The organism is Streptomonospora halophila, from assembly GCF_039542725.1.
GTDB classification, from domain to species: domain Bacteria; phylum Actinomycetota; class Actinomycetes; order Streptosporangiales; family Streptosporangiaceae; genus Streptomonospora; species Streptomonospora halophila.
Genome location: NZ_BAABIK010000011.1, coordinates 88903 through 106313, shown reverse-complemented (window position 1 = coordinate 106313; position 17411 = coordinate 88903). Strand labels below are relative to the sequence as shown.

Annotated in this window: 14 protein-coding genes; 12 read left to right on the top strand and 2 right to left on the bottom strand. The window is 73.0% G+C overall.

The window, feature by feature from the left end; genetic code table 11:
• Positions 1 to 100 precede the first annotated feature (100 nt).
• From ABEA15_RS11505 to ftsY, 10 genes are all read left to right on the top strand, one after another.
• The gene (locus ABEA15_RS11505; RefSeq protein ID WP_344142262.1) at positions 101 to 643 is read left to right on the top strand and encodes a YceD family protein; all 543 of its coding nucleotides are present in this window, start codon (positions 101 to 103) and stop codon (positions 641 to 643) included.
• Positions 644 to 785: 142 nt separating this feature from the next.
• Positions 786 to 959: a 50S ribosomal protein L32 gene (gene rpmF / locus ABEA15_RS11500; RefSeq protein ID WP_344142261.1), complete on the top strand. Its 174-nt coding sequence runs from the start codon at positions 786 to 788 to the stop codon at positions 957 to 959.
• A gap of 492 nt (positions 960 to 1451) precedes the next feature.
• Positions 1452 to 2216: a ribonuclease III gene (rnc, locus tag ABEA15_RS11495; RefSeq protein WP_344142259.1), complete on the top strand. Its 765-nt coding sequence runs from the start codon at positions 1452 to 1454 to the stop codon at positions 2214 to 2216.
• A 7-nt stretch (positions 2217 to 2223) separates the two neighbouring features.
• Positions 2224 to 3090, top strand: a complete 867-nt coding sequence (gene mutM, locus ABEA15_RS11490; RefSeq protein ID WP_345556622.1) for a bifunctional DNA-formamidopyrimidine glycosylase/DNA-(apurinic or apyrimidinic site) lyase — start codon at positions 2224 to 2226, stop codon at positions 3088 to 3090.
• An 83-nt stretch (positions 3091 to 3173) separates the two neighbouring features.
• Complete coding sequence (locus ABEA15_RS11485; protein ID WP_344142257.1) at positions 3174 to 3464, top strand: acylphosphatase; 291 nt, start codon at positions 3174 to 3176, stop codon at positions 3462 to 3464.
• 288 nt (positions 3465 to 3752) lie between these two features.
• Complete coding sequence (locus ABEA15_RS11480) at positions 3753 to 3944, top strand: hypothetical protein (RefSeq protein ID WP_344142256.1); 192 nt, start codon at positions 3753 to 3755, stop codon at positions 3942 to 3944.
• Positions 3945 to 4361: 417 nt separating this feature from the next.
• Entirely contained in the window at positions 4362 to 7922 is a 3561-nt protein-coding gene (gene smc / locus ABEA15_RS11475) for a chromosome segregation protein SMC (RefSeq protein WP_345556621.1), read from the top strand.
• Positions 7923 to 8291: 369 nt separating this feature from the next.
• The gene (locus tag ABEA15_RS11470) at positions 8292 to 9233 is read left to right on the top strand and encodes an ABC transporter substrate-binding protein (protein ID WP_345556620.1); all 942 of its coding nucleotides are present in this window, start codon (positions 8292 to 8294) and stop codon (positions 9231 to 9233) included.
• Between the two features lie 5 nt (positions 9234 to 9238).
• Positions 9239 to 10273: a FecCD family ABC transporter permease gene (locus tag ABEA15_RS11465; protein ID WP_344142252.1), complete on the top strand. Its 1035-nt coding sequence runs from the start codon at positions 9239 to 9241 to the stop codon at positions 10271 to 10273.
• 125 nt (positions 10274 to 10398) lie between these two features.
• Complete coding sequence (ftsY, locus tag ABEA15_RS11460; RefSeq protein WP_345556619.1) at positions 10399 to 11592, top strand: signal recognition particle-docking protein FtsY; 1194 nt, start codon at positions 10399 to 10401, stop codon at positions 11590 to 11592.
• Between the two features lie 82 nt (positions 11593 to 11674).
• On the opposite strand, the gene ABEA15_RS11455 is transcribed toward ftsY, so the two are convergent.
• Together ABEA15_RS11455 and ABEA15_RS11450 are read right to left on the bottom strand one after the other, a co-directional pair.
• Complete coding sequence (locus ABEA15_RS11455; protein ID WP_345556618.1) at positions 11675 to 12472, bottom strand: ABC transporter permease subunit; 798 nt, start codon at positions 12470 to 12472, stop codon at positions 11675 to 11677.
• A complete protein-coding gene (locus tag ABEA15_RS11450) occupies positions 12459 to 13400 on the bottom strand; it encodes an ABC transporter ATP-binding protein (protein WP_344142247.1) in 942 nt (313 codons plus the stop codon). The genes ABEA15_RS11455 and ABEA15_RS11450 overlap by 14 nt, the downstream gene beginning before the upstream one ends.
• 935 nt (positions 13401 to 14335) lie before the next feature.
• Between ABEA15_RS11450 and ABEA15_RS11445 the strand changes: the two genes are divergently transcribed.
• Positions 14336 to 15646: an ammonium transporter gene (locus ABEA15_RS11445; RefSeq protein ID WP_344142246.1), complete on the top strand. Its 1311-nt coding sequence runs from the start codon at positions 14336 to 14338 to the stop codon at positions 15644 to 15646.
• 432 nt (positions 15647 to 16078) lie between these two features.
• Positions 16079 to 17311 (top strand): LolA-like protein, encoded by a 1233-nt coding sequence (locus ABEA15_RS11440; protein WP_345556617.1) that lies wholly within the window; start codon positions 16079 to 16081, stop codon positions 17309 to 17311.
• Positions 17312 to 17411: the final 100 nt, after the last annotated feature.

Below are 17411 nucleotides of genomic sequence, written 5' to 3'. Positions count from 1 at the left end.
AGGTCGTCCCGACGACCACCGACCGCCGCACCCGCCGCGCGGGGGCGGCACTGCCGAAAGCGCGATCACTCTGTCACGTCTAGACGCCCGGGCCCCTCTGGTGGTCGACACCCGGCCGCTGGGGCGCCAACCCGGCTCCATGCGGACCGTCGAGCGCTCCGCGCCCGCACCCGCGCACCTCGCTACGGGGATGGCGCGCGTGCCCGAGGGGGCGCCGATCGAGCTCCAGTTGCGGCTGGAGGCCGTGATGGAGGGGGTCCTCGTCACCGGGAAGGCCCGCGTCGCCTACGAGGCCGAGTGCGCCCGGTGCCTGGACCCGGTGGGCGACACCGTCGAGGCCCCGTTCCAGGAGCTGTTCCGCTATCCCGGCGAGGACGGCCTCGGACCGCAGGACTCGGACACCGAGGACGAGGAAGAGGATTACTATCTAGAGGGCGAACTCCTCGACCTCGACCAAGTGGTGCGCGACGCCGTCGTGCTCTCGCTGCCGCTGTCGCCGCTGTGCCGGGAGGACTGTCCCGGGCTGTGCGCCGAGTGCGGGGTGAAACTCGCCGAGGCCGGGCCCGAGCACGGCCACGGCGAGCGCATCGACCCCCGCTGGGAGGCGCTGCGCGACATCGGCGAGGAGTTCGGCGACCGATGACGAGCCCCGCTCCGCGGTAGCCCCACCACTTCGCCTCCGGGCGGAGGAGGGCCGCCGGAGCACCGTGGCGCTCCCCGGGCAAGCGGGGGCGCCCTGCCAGTAACGCTCCCGCGACCGCGCGGGATGACCCAGGAGGATTGACGTGGCTGTCCCGAAGCGGAAGATGTCGCGGAGCAACACCCGCAAGCGCCGTTCCCAGTGGAAGGCCTCGCGCCCGACGCTGGTCACCTGCCCGCGCTGCCGCGACCCCAAGCTCCCGCACACGGCCTGCCCGACGTGCGGCACCTACAACAACCGCCAGGTCCTCGACGTCTGAGGACTCCGGGCGATGACGACCGGACGGGGGAGCGGCGCCGCCCTACCCCCGTCCGGTCGTCTCGGCTCGCCGGTCTGCGAAAATCGGAGCCGAAAGCGCCGGTTCGGGCATATCCCGAGGCCGTGGTGGCCGCCGGGCAGGGGCAGCGCCCCTCCTCGACGCTCACCTCGCCCTCGAGCGTCCCTGATCGGCTCAGTCGAGCGCAGAGCTAGCGGAGCTGAAGTTGGCCTCCTCCCGCAGCCCAGGCGGCTGGGATATCCGGACCGGCGCCGCGCGTCGGCCGGATCGCCGCCGCGCGGGTTCCACCGGTTCCCGCCCCGCGGACCGGGAGGTCCCGAGTCTCCTCCGGCCGGCACGGCGGTCCCTGCCGTGCCCCGCTCGGCCGCCGCGACATCTTGAACCCAGCGCACACGTTCGATCAGAGTGGCTGAACTCACGGCCCAGGCCGCGATCCGCGCCACCGGGAGCCCCGATCAGGAGTGTGAACGTCGAGTGGCCACACAACTCAACGCGGCCGAGGCCCGCGAGTTCTACCAGGCGATCGGCGTCGAGATCGACGCCAAGGTGCTGGCGCGGGCGCTGACGCACCGCTCCTACGCCTACGAGAAGGGCGGTCTGCCCACGAACGAGCGCCTGGAGTTCCTCGGCGACTCCGTGCTCGGCCTGATCGTGACCGACACCCTCTTCCGCGAGCACCCCGACCTGCCCGAGGGCCAGCTGGCCAAGCTGCGTGCGGCCGTGGTGAACATGCGCGCGCTGGCCGACGTCGCCCGCGGGCTGGGCATCGGCGAGTACATCCGGCTGGGCCGCGGCGAGGAGGGCACCGGGGGCCGCGACAAGTCCTCCATCCTCGCCGACACCCTGGAGGCCATCATCGGCGCGGTCTACCTGGACCGCGGCCTGGACGTCGCCTCCGACTTCGTGCACCGGCTGTTCGACCCGCTCATCGCCACCGCCTCCGGGCTGGGCGCCGGGCTCGACTGGAAGACCTCCCTGCAGGAGCTCACCGCCGCCGAGCTGCTCGGAGTGCCCGAGTACCACGTCGACGAGAGCGGCCCCGACCACCAGAAGACCTTCCGTGCCACCGTGCGGGTCGCCGGAGACGACTACGGCATGGGCGAGGGGCGCAGCAAGAAGGAGGCCGAGCAGCAGGCGGCGGAGTCGGCCTGGAAGGCCATCCGCGCCGCCTCCGCTGCGCGCGCCGAGAAGGCCGAGGCGCTCGACGCCGAAGCCGCCGACACGGCCGACGAGAGCTGAGACCGCCGTGCCCGAGCTTCCCGAGGTCGAGGTCGTCCGCGCCGGGGTCGAGCATTGGGTGGCCGGCCGCACCGTCGACGACGTCGCCGTCCTGCATCCCCGCTCGGTCCGCCGTCACTCAGCGGGCGCCGAGGACTTCTCCCTGAGGCTCAAGGAGCGCTCCTTCACCGCCGTCCGGCGCCGCGGCAAGTACCTGTGGCTGGAGCTCGACTCCGGCGATGCGATGCTGGCCCACCTGGGCATGAGCGGCCAGCTGCTGGTCCAGCCGCGCGAACACGCCGCCGAGCGCCACCAGCGGGTGCGCATCGGGCTGGGGCCGGCCGAGCGCGAGCTGCGCTTCGTCGACCAGCGGACGTTCGGCCACCTGATGATCGACCCCCTGGTCGACGACACGCGCGGAGGCTCGGCCGGGGTGCCCGCGGTGATCGGCCACATCGCGCTGGACCCCTTGGACCCGGCGTTCGACGACGACGTGTTCTCCGCCACGCTGCGGCGAAAGCGCACCGAGATCAAGCGCGCGCTGCTGGATCAGTCCCTCATCAGCGGGGTAGGCAACATCTACGCGGACGAGGCGCTGTGGCGCGCGCGGCTGCACTGGGCACGCCCCACGGCACACCTGCGCCGCCCGCAGGTGAGCGGCCTGCTGGAGCACCTGCGCGACGTGTTGCGCGAGGCGCTCGCCGCGGGCGGCACCTCGTGCGACAGCCTGTACGTGAACGTCAACGGCGAGAGCGGGTACTTCGAGCGCGGACTCAAGGCCTACGGCCGTGCTGGTCAGCCGTGCGGGCGCTGCGGCGCCGCGATCCGGCGCGAGGCGTTCATGAACCGCTCGTCCTACAGCTGCCCGGGGTGCCAGCGCGCTCCGCGGGGCTGAAGCGCGGTACGGCGGACGCGGCCCCGGCGCCGCGTCCGGGCCGCGGGCGGCGGGTGTCCGGCGAGGAAGACGAGGGAGGTTGCGTGGACGCCGAACAGGACTCCGCGGCACGTCTGACGGCATGGGTGCGCGGCCGTGTGCAGGGCGTCGGATTCCGCTGGTGGGTGCGTGCGCGCGCCCTGGAGCTGGGGCTGACCGGCGCGGCGACCAACCTGGACGACGGCAGGGTCGAGGTGGTGGCCGAGGGGCCCCGCAAGCACTGTGAGGAGCTTCTCACCCTGCTGCGCGGCGGCGACACGCCGGGAGAGGTGGCGGGGGTTGTCGATAGATGGGAGAATCCACGGGGCGCCTTCTCCGGATTCATCGAGCGATGAGTATCCTTGGAGGCGCGACGCGATTCGCGGGCACCCGTCCCGGCGCCGTTATCGGCGATCGGATGCGCGCACGGGGGTGTTCCTGGCCGGATCGTGCGGTGTGATATGCCCGATTACGGTGCGTAACCAACTGTTTCGTTCAACCTTGACCAGCAACGCCCATGGTGAGACTCTGGAAAGCAGACCGCGCGCCTTTCCTTAACCGGGGGCAGCCGAGCAGTTCTGGCGCTCCCGAAGCTCATATGGGCGTGAATCGAATCTGGTCACTCAGTGTGGAGGACCCACATCATGGCGAAGGCTCTGTTTGGCCACGTCGGAGGTCCTGACCCTCAGATGGTTCAGGAGATGCGGCGGCTGCAGAAACGAGTACGTGACCTCGAAGACGAGATCAGTCGGCTTCAGGCGCGAAACGACCAGCTCTCCGCGGCTGTGACCGATGTCGCTGTGCCGGCGACCGATCGCGAGCCCGCGCTCGCCTGAAGCCCCGCGAGAACACGCGACGCGACAACAGGGACGCCCTTCGACCGGCGTCCCTTAGCGTGTCATAGGGGCGGCGAGCGTCCCCGGCCCGAACTAGTGACAGACGGCGATCCTGGACCCGGTCTACCCGGGAACCTGATCGCGCAACCCCCGGCGGCAACGCCGCTCGGCCGCTCCGCACCGTGTGTAGCGGAGCCCCCGCCGATCCCACCCGCGCGTCCCAGCCGCCCCAGGCGGCACGGGGCGCGCCTTTGGGGGGCGGCGACGCCCACCCCGCACCGGATCCCCCTCCGCGTCTGTGCGGCCCCGCTCCGACATGGGGCGGTTGCGCGGACGCGGCGCACCGGTTCATGGCACCCTTGGTCACTGAGTCGCGCGAGCGCGGCGGGCGAACGTACAGGTAAGGGGGCCGGTGGCGTGTACCTGAAGAGCCTCACGCTGCGCGGTTTCAAGTCCTTCGCCTCGGCGACCACCCTGCGCTTCGAGCCCGGTATCACCACCGTCGTGGGCCCCAACGGCTCCGGCAAGTCCAACGTGGTCGACGCGCTGGCCTGGGTCATGGGCGAGCAGGGCGCCAAGTCGCTGCGCGGCGGCAAGATGGAGGACGTCATCTTCGCCGGGACCTCCTCCCGGGCCGCACTGGGCCGCGCCGAGGTCAGCCTCACCATCGACAACAGCGACGGCGCACTGCCCATCGACTACTCCGAGGTCACCATCAAGCGGACCATGTTCCGCAACGGCGGCTCGGAGTACGCCATCAACGGCGACACCTGCCGCCTGCTCGACATCCAGGATCTGCTCAGCGACTCCGGCATCGGCCGCGAGATGCACGTCATCGTCGGCCAGGGCCAGCTCGACACCGTCCTGCACGCCGGCCCCGAGGAGCGCCGCGCCCTCATCGAGGAGGCCGCGGGCATCCTCAAGCACCGCAAGCGCAAGGAGAAGGCGCTGCGCAAGCTCGACGCGATGCAGGGCAACCTCGACCGCGTCACCGACCTCACCTCCGAGCTGCGCCGCCAGCTCAAGCCCCTGGGCCGCCAGGCCGAGCTGGCGCGCAAGGCCGCCGTCATCCAGGCCGACCTGCGCGACGCCCGGCTGCGGCTGCTCGCCGACGACATCGTCACCCTGCGCGAGGCCCTGGAGAAGGAGGAGGCCGACGAGGCCGCCGTGCGGAGCCGGCGCGAGGCCGCCGAGAAGGCGCTGGCCGACGCCCAGGCGCGCGAGACCACGCTGGACGCCGCGGCCGGCGAGGCCGCGCCGGTGCTGGCCCGCCACCAGGACACCTACCACGGGTTGTCCCGGCTCAAGGAGCGCCTCAACGCCGTCGCCTCGCTGGCGGCCGAGCGCCACCGCAACCTCGCCGCCGAGCCCGAGGAGGCGGGCTCCGGGCGCGACCCCGCCGAACTGGAGCGCGAGGCCGAGGAGGCCCGCGCCCAGGAGGAGGAGCTGCAGTACCGGCTCGACGACGCCCGGGAGAACCTGGAGGGCGCCGTCGCCGAGCGCACCGCCGCGGAGGAGGCGCTCAAGGCCGAGGAGGAGCGCGTCGCGGCCGCCGCCCGGGCCGCCGCCGACCGCCGCGAGGGCCTGGCCAAGCTCCGCGGGCGCGTCGACGCGCTGCGCAGCAGGCTCGCTGCCAGCGAAGCCGAGGTCGAGCGCCTTGACGCCGCGGCCGTCGAGGCCCGTGAGCGCGCCGAGGCCGCCAAGGAGGAGTACGAGGCGGCCGAGGCGGAGTCCGCCGGTCTCGCCGAGGGCGACGCCGAGCTCGACACCGCCCAGGAGGAGGCCAAGAGCCGCCTGGATGCGATGGACGACCGGCTCAACGAGCTGCGCGAGGCCGAGCGCACCGCCGAGCGCGAGCGCGCAGCCCTGGCCGCGCGCAAGGAGGCCTTGGAGACAGGGCTGAGCCGCAAGGACGGTGCCGCCGCTCTGCTGGAGGCCCGTGAGCGCCTGCCGGGCCTTATGGGCTCGCTGGCGGCGCTGGTCGAGGTCGAGGCGGGGCACGAGACCGCCGTCGCGGCCGCCTTCGGCGCCGCGTCGGAGGCCGTCGCCGCCGAGGACGCCGACGCGGCCCGCGCGGCCGTGGAGCTGCTGAAGGAGCAGGACGCCGGACGCGCGAGCGTCGTCGTGGCGGCCGCCGGCCCCGGCGGCACGCCGCGGGCGGACTGGCCCGAGCTGTCCGGCGGACTGCGCTACGCCGCCGACGCGGTGGCGCCGCCGGCGGCACTGCGCCCCGCCGTCACCGCGCTGCTCGACCGCGTCGTGCTGGTCGCCGGCGCCGACCAGGCGCGCGAGCTGCTGTCCGCCCGGCCGGAGCTGCGCGCCGTCACCGCCGAAGGCGACCTCTACAGCGCCGGCCTGGTGCAGGGCGGCTCGGCCAGCGCTCCCAGCCTGCTGGAAGTGCAGGCGGCCGTGGACGAGGCCGCGGAGCGGCTCGACGCCGCGTCCGCCGCGGCCGAGGAGGCCGCCGAGCGCCTCGACGCCGCCAAGGACGAGCGCACCGAGCTCGCCGCCGCCCTGGAGGAGGCCACCGCGCGCCGCCGCGCCGCGGACAAGCAGCGCAACGACGTCGCCCAGCAACTGGGCAGGCTCGGCGGACAGGCCCGCGCGGCCGCCGCCGAGGTCGAACGGCACACCTCCGCCGCCGCCAAGGCCGCCGCCGGCCGGCAGAGCGACCTCGACGACCTCGCGGCCCTGGAGGCCCGGCTGGGCGAGGCCGAAGCCGAGCCGGTCGACGACGGCGAACCCGACACCGGCCACCGCGACGAGCTGTCCGAGGCGGCCCGCGCCGCGCGCGCGGCCGAGACCGAGTCCCGCCTGGCCGTGCGCACGTCCGAGGAGCGGGTGCGCTCGATCGCCGGGCGCGCCGACGCGCTGGTGCGGTCGGCCGCGGCCGAGCGGGAGGCCCGCCGCCGGCCCGCCGAGCGGCGCGCCCGGCGGCGCAGCCAGTCGCGCGTCGCCGAGGCGGTGGCCGAGTCGGCGGCGCGGGCGCTGGAGCGCATCGAGCACTCGCTGGCCGACGCCGACGCCCGGCGCAACCGGGCCGAGGAGGAGCGCGCGGCCCGCGACGCCGAGCTCAAGACGGTGCGCGCCCGGGTGCGCGAGCTGTCGGTGGAGCTGGAGAAGCTGGTCAACGTGGTCCACGGCAGCGAGGTCGCGCGCGCCGAGCGCAAGATGCGCCTGGAGCAGCTGGAGACCAAGGCCGTCGACGAGATGGGCGTCGAGGTCTCCGTGCTCGTCGCCGAGTACGGTCCCCGGGTGCCGGTGCCGCCGCCCTCCGACGCCCAGGAGGACGAGGCGGTCGCCGTGCCCTATGTGCGCGAGGTCCAGGAGAAGCGCGCCCGCGCGGCCGAGCGCAAGCTCAACCAGCTCGGCAAGATCAACCCGCTGGCGCTGGAGGAGTACGCGGCGCTGGAGGAGCGCCACGCCTTCCTCAGCGCCCAGCTGGAGGATCTGAAGAAGACCAAGCGGGACCTGCTCGACGTGGTCGAACAGGTCGACGCGCGCGTGCAGGAGGTGTTCTCGGCCGCGTTCGCCGACGTCGAGCGGGAGTTCGCGCAGATCTTCGGCCGCCTGTTCCCCGGCGGCGAGGGCCGCCTGGTACTCAGCGAGCCCGGCGACATGCTCGTCACCGGTATCGAGGTCGAGGCCCGCCCGCCCGGAAAGAAGGTCAAGCGGCTGTCGCTGCTCTCCGGCGGCGAGCGGTCCCTGACGGCCGTGGCGTTCCTCGCCGCGATCTTCAAGGCCCGGCCGTCGCCGTTCTACGTCATGGACGAGGTCGAGGCGGCGCTGGACGACACCAACCTGCAGCGGCTACTGGTGATCTTCGATGAGCTGCGGGAGTCGTCCCAGCTCATCGTCATCACGCACCAGAAGCGCACCATGGAGGCCGCCGACGCGCTCTACGGCGTGACCATGCAGAACGACGGGATCTCCCAGGTCATCAGCCAGAAGCTCGACCGCGCCGTACCGGGCCCCTGAGACCGCCGCCGACGGGTCGGCGCCGCTCCGGCGGTCCGGCCGCTCCGGGGTCCGCGTCGGTGCAGGTCGCCGATGGGTCGACACCCCGCGCGGAGAGCCGCCGTTGAATGCGACTAAACTGGACAAAGTGCTCTGCGGTGCGAACCCGCAGGGCAACGGCACCGTGCGAGCGAAGTCCGGTGCGGGACCGGCCCGGCCGGCCCGCGAACCCGGCGCTGCCCCGCAACTGTGAGACCCGCCGGCGGGCGGGTGAGCCAGGCCGCCTCCGCGGTGCCGCGGCCCACTGTCCTCGCGGGAGGGCGGACCGCACCGCGCCGCGCGCGGGCTCCGCCTCTCCACCGCGCCCACCGAGACCCCTGAAGGAGCCCCGTGCCAAGCGCACGCCGCCTGCCCGCAGCACTGCTGCTGGCGGCACTCACGCTCTCCGCCTGCGGCGGCCCGCAGAACTCCGGCCAGGACGACCAGGCCTCCGGCGGCCAAGGCGGCTTCCCCGTCACGGTCGAGGACGCCACCGGCGAGGTCACCCTCGAATCCCCGCCGAAGCGCATCGTCTCGCTGTCGCCCACGGCCACCGAGATGCTCTTCGCCGTCGGCGCCGGAGACGACGTCGTCGCGGCCGACGAGTACTCGAACCACCCCGAGAACGCCCCCACCACCGACCTGTCCGGGTTCACCCCCAGTGTCGAGGCCGTCAGCGAGTACAACCCCGACCTGGTAGTGCTCGCCCGCGACGCCGCGGAAGCCGCGGAGCAGCTGCGCACGGTGGACGTCCCGGTGCTGCTGATCCCCGCCGCCACCACCCTGGACGAGGCCTACGGGCAGATGCGCATGCTCGGCAGGGCCACCGGCCACCCGGAGAAGGGCGACGAGGTCGCCGACCGGGTGAAGTCGCAGGTGGACGAGATCGCCGAGCAGACCGCCGACGAGATCGGCGACGCCGACCTGAGCATCTACCACGAGCTGGACGAGGGCATGTACTCGGCCACCTCCGACACGTTCATCGGCCAACTCTACGACCGCTTCGGCGTGCAGAACATCGCCGACTCCGCAGAGGACACGGCCGGGGGATACCCCCAGTTGTCCTCGGAGTACGTCGTCGAGCGGAACCCGGACCTGATCTTCTTGGCCTACGGGGGCGAGGGCGCCGTACGGGCCGTGAGCAACCGGCCGGCCTTCGACGAGATCACGGCCGTACGCAACGACGACATCGTCCGCCTCGACCCCGACGTCTCGTCGCGCTGGGGGCCGCGCGTGGTCGGTCTGGCCGAAAGCGTCTCCGAGGCCCTGACCGCCGCCGCCCAGGAGGGGTAGCGCGGGTGAGCAGGAAGCGGGCGGCCTGGCTGTGGCCGCCGCTGGGGCTGGTGCTGCTGGCCGTCAGCGCGCTGATGGGCGTGGCCGCCGGCGCCGCGTCCATCAGCCCTCTCGACATCGCCGGGGCGCTGCTGGGGCGGCTGCCGTTCACCTCGGTCGACTCGCCGCTGAGCGGGCTCCAGGAGGCGGTGCTCGTCGAGCTGCGGCTGCCCCGCGTCGTGGTTGGCGCGCTGGTGGGCGGGCTGCTGGCCAGCGCCGGCGCCGCCTATCAGGGCGTCTTCCGCAACCCGCTGGCCGACCCGTTCCTGCTGGGCGCGGCCGGAGGCGCCGGCCTGGGCGCGACCCTCGTGCTGGCCTTCGGCCCCCAACTACTGGACTCGCCGCGCGCCCTCGTGCCGGTGGCGGCCTTCGCCGGCGCACTGGCGGGGGTGGCCGCCGCCTACGCACTGGGCACCATCGCCGGCGGCAGCGGCACGACCACCCTGGTGCTGGCCGGAGTGGCGGTATCGTCCTTCCTCTCGGCCGGGCAGAACCTCGTGCAGATGATCCGGGTCGAGGACCTGCGCCTCATCTACGCCTGGATGATGGGCGGGCTCGGCCGCGGCGGCTGGGACGACGTGGCGATGATCGCTCCCTATGCCGCGGTGAGCGTGCTGGTGCTGCTGGGCTGCGGATATCTGCTCGACCTGCTGGCCCTCGGCGACGAGAAGGCGCTCAGCCTGGGGCTGAACGCCACCGGCGCGCGGATCCTGGTGATCGCCGCGGCGTCGCTGGCCACCGCGGCGGCGGTTTCGGTCAGCGGCCTGATCGGTTTCGTGGGCATCGTCGTGCCGCACATCGTCCGGCGCCTGGTGGGCACCGGGTACCGGATGATCCTTCCCATGTCGCTGCTGACCGGCGCGGCGTTCCTGATCCTGGTGGACATCGCCGCCCGCACCCTGATCGCGCCCGCCGAGCTTCCGCTGGGCGTGGTGACCGCGTTCCTGGGCGCCCCGTTCTTCGTGTTCATCCTGCGGACGACACGCAACAGAGCCGGCTGAGACACCGGCGCGTGACCTGATCGCAAGGGGTGGTCTGGGAGACTGGAAGCCGTTGTGGCTCCTCCCCGGTCCGAGGCTTGAGCGCGGCATCGGCTTCCAGGGCGCACACACACGCTAGGAGACTGATGGACTACACGATCTTCGCCGTAATCATCTTCGTCGTCGCCCTCCTGGTGGTCGGCGGCGCGTTCCTGATCCGGCCGCGGCGCACGGAGACCCCGCCGGAGCCCCCGGCCGGGGAGCGCGAGGGCGGCGCCGCGGGCACGGCGACGGCGGAGCCCGACGAGGAGACCGGGGAGCGGGAGCGCGCCCCCGGTACCGCAGCGCTGGCCGAAGCCGAGGCGCCGGCCGTACCCGAGATCGAGACCCCGCCGCCGTCGGCGGGGCGCCTGGTGCGGCTGCGCGCCCGCCTCGCGCGCTCGCAGAACGCCTTCGGCCAGGGCCTGCTGAGCCTTCTGTCGGCGGACAAGCTCGACGAGTCCGCGTGGGAGGAGATCGAGGACACGCTGATCACCGCCGACGTCGGCGTGACCTCGGCGGCGCAGATCGTCGACAGCCTGCGTACCAAGGTCAAGGTGCTGGGCAGCCGCACGCCCGAGGAGGTGCGGGGCCTGCTGCGCGAGGAGCTGCTCGCCCAGATCGACACCGACCAGGACCGGGTCGTGCACACCGAACCGCACCCCGGAGCGCCCGCGGTCGTCATGGTCGTCGGGGTCAACGGCACCGGCAAGACCACCACGACCGGCAAGCTCGCCCGGGTGCTGGTGGGAGACGGCCGCAGTGTGGTGCTGGGCGCGGCCGACACCTTCCGCGCCGCCGCGGCCGACCAGCTGGAGACCTGGGGCTCGCGCGTCGGCGCGCCCGTCGTGCGCAGGGACGAGGGCGCCGACCCGGCGAGCGTGGCCTTCGAGGCGGTCGCGCGGGGCGTGGACGACGGCGCCGACACGGTCATCGTCGACACCGCCGGCCGCCTGCACACCAAGACCGGGCTGATGGACGAGCTCGGCAAGGTCAAGCGCGTCATCGAGAAGAAGAGCCGGGTCGACGACGTGCTGCTGGTGCTGGACGCCACCACCGGGCAGAACGGCCTGCGCCAGGCGCGGGTCTTCGCCGAGGTGGTCAACATCTCCGGCATCGTGCTCACCAAGCTCGACGGCACCGCCAAGGGCGGCATCGTGATCCAGGTCCAGCGCGAGCTGGGCGTGCCGGTCAAGCTCGTCGGCCTGGGCGAGGGGCCCGACGACCTGGCGCCCTTCGACCCCGAGGCGTTCGTCGACGCGATCCTCGAAGGCGGTCCGGAAGGCGCGGGGACCGAGTAGTGAGGCCCCGGTACCGCCCGACCGGCGGTACCGGGGCCGTCGTCGGCGGCACGGCCGACCGGGGCCCGGTCGGCCGACCCCGCTAGACCAGGACGTCGCGCCGGGCGAACACGGCGGTGCCCAGCGCCGCCAGCACCAGCGGGATCGCCGCCAGCACCGCGGTGTATCCGGCGTCGACCCCGTTGACCAGCGGCTCGGGGTCGAGCGCGTAGTAGAAGGGCGAGAGGAACCGCAGCCACTCCAGCTGCTCCTGCTGCAGCGCGAAGGTGTTGCCCAGATAGCCCACCACCGCCAGCACGGCGGCACCACCCATCGCGTAGGCCCGCCGACCGGTGATCGCGCCGAGGGCCAGCGCCGCCGCTCCGTAGCTGAACCCGATCAGCGCCGTGGCCAGTGCCGCAGCGGCGATCCTCGCCACCGCGATGCCGAGGTCGAGTGCGGGGCCCAGCGCCACCAGCACCACCCAGACGGTCGCGCCCAGCAGAGCGACGAACACCGCAAGCGCGGCGAAGCGCTGCAGGATCACCCGGTAGCGGCTGACCGGGTGGGCCAGTACCAGCTCCAGGCCGCCTTCCTCCTCCTCGCCGGCCACGGCGCGGGTGCCGACGGCGATCGCGGCGATGGTGACCAGGATCGGCGTCAGCAGGCCGAACACGGTGCTGCCCAGGTAGCCCTCGGCCGTGGACAGGTCGCTCCAGCCCATGGACTCGGCGAGTTGGGGCATCTGCTGGACGAAGGCCTGCATCGCCTCGTCGGTCTCGCGCATCGACGGCCAGAAGGAGCTGTAGAGCGCGGTCACCGCGCCGACGCCGATCATCCAGCCGACGATCCCGCGCCGGCTGTCCATCAGGAACCTGCCGAAGATGTCATGCAGCAGCATCGGAGCCCTCCTCCTGCGGCCCGGTGCCGCGGCCGTTGTTGTAGTGGGTGAAGAACAGCTCCTCCAGGTCCGGCTCCTCACTGGTGAGCCCGAGCACCGTGTGCGCCGCCGCCGCCTTGACCAGCGCGTCGGGGCTGCCCTCGACCGTGCAGGTCAGGGTGGTGCCGTCCGCGGACGCGTCGCGCACGTGGTCGAGCCGGGCGAACTCCGCGGCGTCGACCGGCGCGGCGAAGGTCAGCGTGACCCGGCGCAGCGCCCGCTCCCGCAGGTCGTCCATGTCCTCCAGTGCGACGATCCGCCCGGCGCGGATGATCGCCGCCTGGTCGGCGACGTCCTGGACCTCGCTGAGGACGTGCGAGGACATGAACACCGTGCGGCCGTCCTCGCGGACCTCGCGCACCAGGTTCAGGAACTCCTGCTGCAGCAGCGGATCCAGGCCGCTGGTGGGCTCGTCGAGGATCAGCAGCCGTGGCCGGTGCATGAACGCCTGCACGAGGCCGACCTTTTGCTTGTTGCCTTTGGACAGGCCGCGTACCGGCCGGTTCAGGTCCAGATCGAAGCGCTTTGCCAGCGCGTCGATCTCGCGCCGGTCGACGCCGCCGCGCAGGTGCCCCAGGAACGACAGCAGTTCCCGGGCCGGGCGCCTGCTGGTCATGGGCAGCTCTCCCGGCAGGTAGCCGATGTCGCGGCGCAGACGCACCCCCTCGCGGCGGGGGTCGCCGCCGAGCAGGGTGACCTCGCCCGCGTCGCGGCGGATGAGGTCCAGCAGTACCCGGATCGTGGTGGTCTTGCCGGCCCCGTTGGGACCGAGGAAGCCGAAGACGTCGCCTTCCGCGACGGCCAGGTCGACTCCCGAAAGGGCGCGGTGGCGCCCGTAGCTCTTGGTCAGCCCTGTGCAGCTGATGACCGGTAGGGGATGAGCGGTCATGGCATGTCTCGATTCTGCGCTGGCCACCGGTTCCCGGCTCGGACACCGGGAACCGCATGGTCGTTCCCGTGAGGGCGGTGCAGGCGGCCGGCGCGCCGCGGCGCGGGAGCACCGCACCCCGCTGCCGCCGGTGCGCAGCACGCATCGGAGGGGTGGCGGGGCGGGCGGCGGCCGCCGAACGGGCCGGTCCGCCGAAGGTGCGCCGTGTGCGCTTAGCGCGCCGGAACGCCGGTGCGGGCCGCAGCGATCGGTACCGCCGGCCGCCCGGTGCGGTCGGTCGGTCCGTGTGCGGGCCGCGGCGGGCGGGGCCGGGCAGTCGGCACGCCTCCGGTACCGAAGGCGGGCGGGGGCCGACCGGCGCCGCGCCGAAGGATCGACCCGTCGCCGACGGCACGGCCGGGAGAGGACGCGGCGCTTCGGGGCGCCGCGCCGTGCGCGTCAGATCGGACGCGCCGCGCTTCCCGCGTGCTCGGGGGTCGGCGCATGGGCCGCCGGGACGCGGTCGGCCGTCCGGGACGGCGCCGCGTACCCCTCTGCGGTGCCCGCGGGCGGGTCCCGCGGACTCTCTTCGGCCTTGAGCATCGCTCTTCGCGTCCGTTCGAGCGGCTGGATGTGCGCACTGCCACCATTCCCCACAGCACGCCGCTTCAGCCGGGGCCTAGCGCGTTCTTAACGACGGTCCGCACGCCGACCGGCGCCGCGCGTGCGCGTGTCGTAACCGCAACGGCGCTTCACGACCGTTACGACCTGTCGGTTCACCATCCCGTAACACCTCGGCCCATCTCTTTACGCCGGTGCAACACACCTGGCCGCGCCGGGAAACACGCGGATCCGAAGGTGGCGGTCGTGGTGATCTTCGCCGAGCCCGATGACGTGCTCGCCGATCCATCCCTCGGACGAACGCGATCCCCCGCCCGATCTATGGAGGCGACACAATGGAAGGCATCGACAGCGGCACCACGGCGTGGCTGCTGATCTCCTCCGCGCTGGTGATGCTGATGACGCCCGGCCTGGCGTTCTTCTACGGAGGCATGTCCCGGGCCAAGAGCGTGCTGAACATGATGCTGATGAGCTTCGCGAGCATCGCCGTCGTCAGCGTGGTCTGGGTGGTCGTCGGATACTCGCTGGCCTACGACACGGCCGGCCCGCTCGTCGGCGGCCTCGGGTTCCTCGGCGTGACCGGGCTCATCAGCGACGTCGACGGCGGCATCCCGGTGCTGCTCGACGTCGCCTTCCAGATGATGTTCGCGGTCATCACCGTGGCCCTCATCAGCGGAGCCATCGCCGACCGCGCGAAGTTCGGCGCCTGGCTGCTCTTCGTGCCGCTCTGGTCGGTCCTGGTGTACTCGCCGGTGGCCTACTGGGTGTGGGGCGACGGCTGGATCGGCGGCCTGGACATCGGCGGCTACGGCGTCGTCGACTTCGCCGGCGGTACCGCGGTCCACATCAACGCCGGCGCGGCCGCGCTCGCGCTCACCTTCGTGCTGGGCCGCCGCAAGGGCTTCGGTTCGGAGTCCATGCGCCCGCACAACCTGCCCTTCGTGCTCCTGGGCGCGGCCCTGCTGTGGTTCGGCTGGTTCGGCTTCAACGCCGGCTCCGCCTACGCCGCCGACGGCACCGCCGCCCTCGCGCTGCTCAACACCCAGGTCGCCACGGCAGCCGCCACCGGGGCGTGGATGCTGGTCGAGCGCATCCGCTACGGCAAGGCCACAGCGCTGGGCTTCGCCTCCGGCGCCGTCGCGGGCCTGGTCGCCATCACCCCGGCCGCGGCCGACCTCACGCCGCTGGGCTCGGTCGCCTTGGGCCTGATCGCCGGTGCCGTCTGCGCCTACGCCATCAGCTGGAAGTACAAGTTCAAGTACGACGACGCCCTGGACGTGGTCGGCATCCACATGGTCGGCGGCATCATCGGCTCGCTGCTGATCGGCCTGCTGGCCGCCTCCTCGGCGAACGGCTCGGCGGGGCTCCTCTACGGCGGGAACGCGGGCCTGCTGGCCGTGCAGTCGATCGGCGTGGTGGGCGTCCTGGTCTACTCGTTCGTCGTCACCTACGTCATCGCCAAGATCATCGACCTGGTCATGGGCTTCCGCATCCCGGAGCACGTCGAGACCAACGGACTCGACGCCGAGCTGCACGCCGAGACCGCCTACGCCTTCGACGAACTGGACGACGAGTTCGAAGGCGCCGAGCCCTCCTCGCCGACGCCTCCGGGCGAGGAGGTGGCCTCACAGCAGGCGCGGTCCTGATTCCGGCTCAACGTCGAGGCGGTGCGGCCGAGCCAGACGACATGCCGTGAGGTGACGGCCGGGCCGGCGGGGAACCTTCCCCGTCGGCCCAGGTGTGCGCCGGGCGTGGGCTGCCTCACCCGCGCCGGCGCGGGGAGGTGCGGCTGCGGTGCGCGCTCGCCCGCGCACACCGGCCTCCGCGGCCGGGACCGGCCACTTCGCTATGATCGGCAGGCGGTCGGCGCCGCTTCGCAGCACCGGCGGGTTGGGTACGCTTGTGCGGCAACCAGGAGGGCGCCGGATCATGCGCCGCGGCCCCTGCCCGCCTCCCGTGCAGTCCCGAGCTCTCCTGCGAGTACGTGCCCGGAGCCGAATCGGCGGCCCGCGCGTCCCATCCATTCAGGCCAGTTCCGCAGACACACGTGCACCCCACCCCAGGGGGCAGGAGGCAAGATGTCGCCGGTTCAACCCACTACACGTCGATCGCGCGGACTCCTGACGTCCGCCGCGGCGGCGGCCGCTGTCGTGATCGGCGCGTCCGGTTGCTCCATCGACCTCAGCGAGTTCCGCCCGGGCGGCGGCGAGGAGCCCTCGCCCTCGCCCACCCCGGTCGATGCGGCCCCGCTTCTGGAGTCGGCGCTGGACACCCTGCGCGACCAGCCCGCCGTGGCGGTGCAGGGGCAGGTCTCCGAGACCAAGAACAGCGTGGTCAGCGACGTTTCGCTGACCACCACCAGTGGGGGCACCACCAGCGGCACGGTGCAGACCAACGAGAACGAGGCCGAGGTCGTGCAGGCCGACGGCAAGCTCTTCGCCAGCGCGCCCAGCGAGTTCTGGCTCGACAAGAGCATCGCCAACCCCGACTCCGACGAGTACGACGGCAGCTGGGTGCGTATCAGCGGCAGCCAGCTCGGCATCGACCCGGCCGCCACGCTCGCGCCGGACGCGCTGGCCGACATCCTCAGCGGCATGGCCCCCAGCGGGGGCAAGGCCAAGCTGGAGAACCTCGACGGCACCACCGCCTACCGGGTCGACCTGCAGGGCAGCGGCAACAGCCGGGTCTGGATCGGCGAGGAGTCCGGCGAGCTGCTGCGCGCCGAGGTCGAGGAGCTGACCCCCGAGGGCGCCGAATCCGGACCCCGCACCCGGCTGGACTTCACCGCCCCCGAGACCGGCGACGTCCAGACGCTCTACGAGGACGTGCTCACCGTGGCCAACGGCGAGCTGAAGGGCGCGCCCGACGCGCGCATGCCCGTCAACTGGAACGAGCAGCTGAGCCTGGACTGCGAGACCGGCGGCTCCTGCACCGTCTCCGGCACGGTCAAGGACGACTCCTCGTCCACCGACAACGGCGGGGGCGGCGACCTGAGCGTCACCGTGCGCATGGACGCCAAGGTGTCCAACGACGAGCTCGGCTCCAAGAAGTGCAACGACTCCGGGACCCTCAAGTCGGGCGGCACCGTCGACCTCTCCTGCGGCGTGGACTTCAACCTCGCTCCCAGCTCCTCGCCGGTGAGCTACGAGATGAGCGGCGACGCCCAGCTGTCCACGAGCGCGCTCAGCGGCGACGCCCGCAGTGCACTGGTCTCCGCCATCGAGGAGGAGCGCGACGCCGCCGCCGACGGCTCCACGCCGTCGGCCGGCGCCTCGGAGTCCCCCGCCGCCGAGGAGTCCGGCGGCAACTGAGCGCCGACCGGGCGCCGCGAACGCGTCCCCGCCGGGGCGCGCGCGGCGCGTCCCGGCAGGTAACCTAGGAAGCCACTCCCAATACGAAGGACTGGCCACA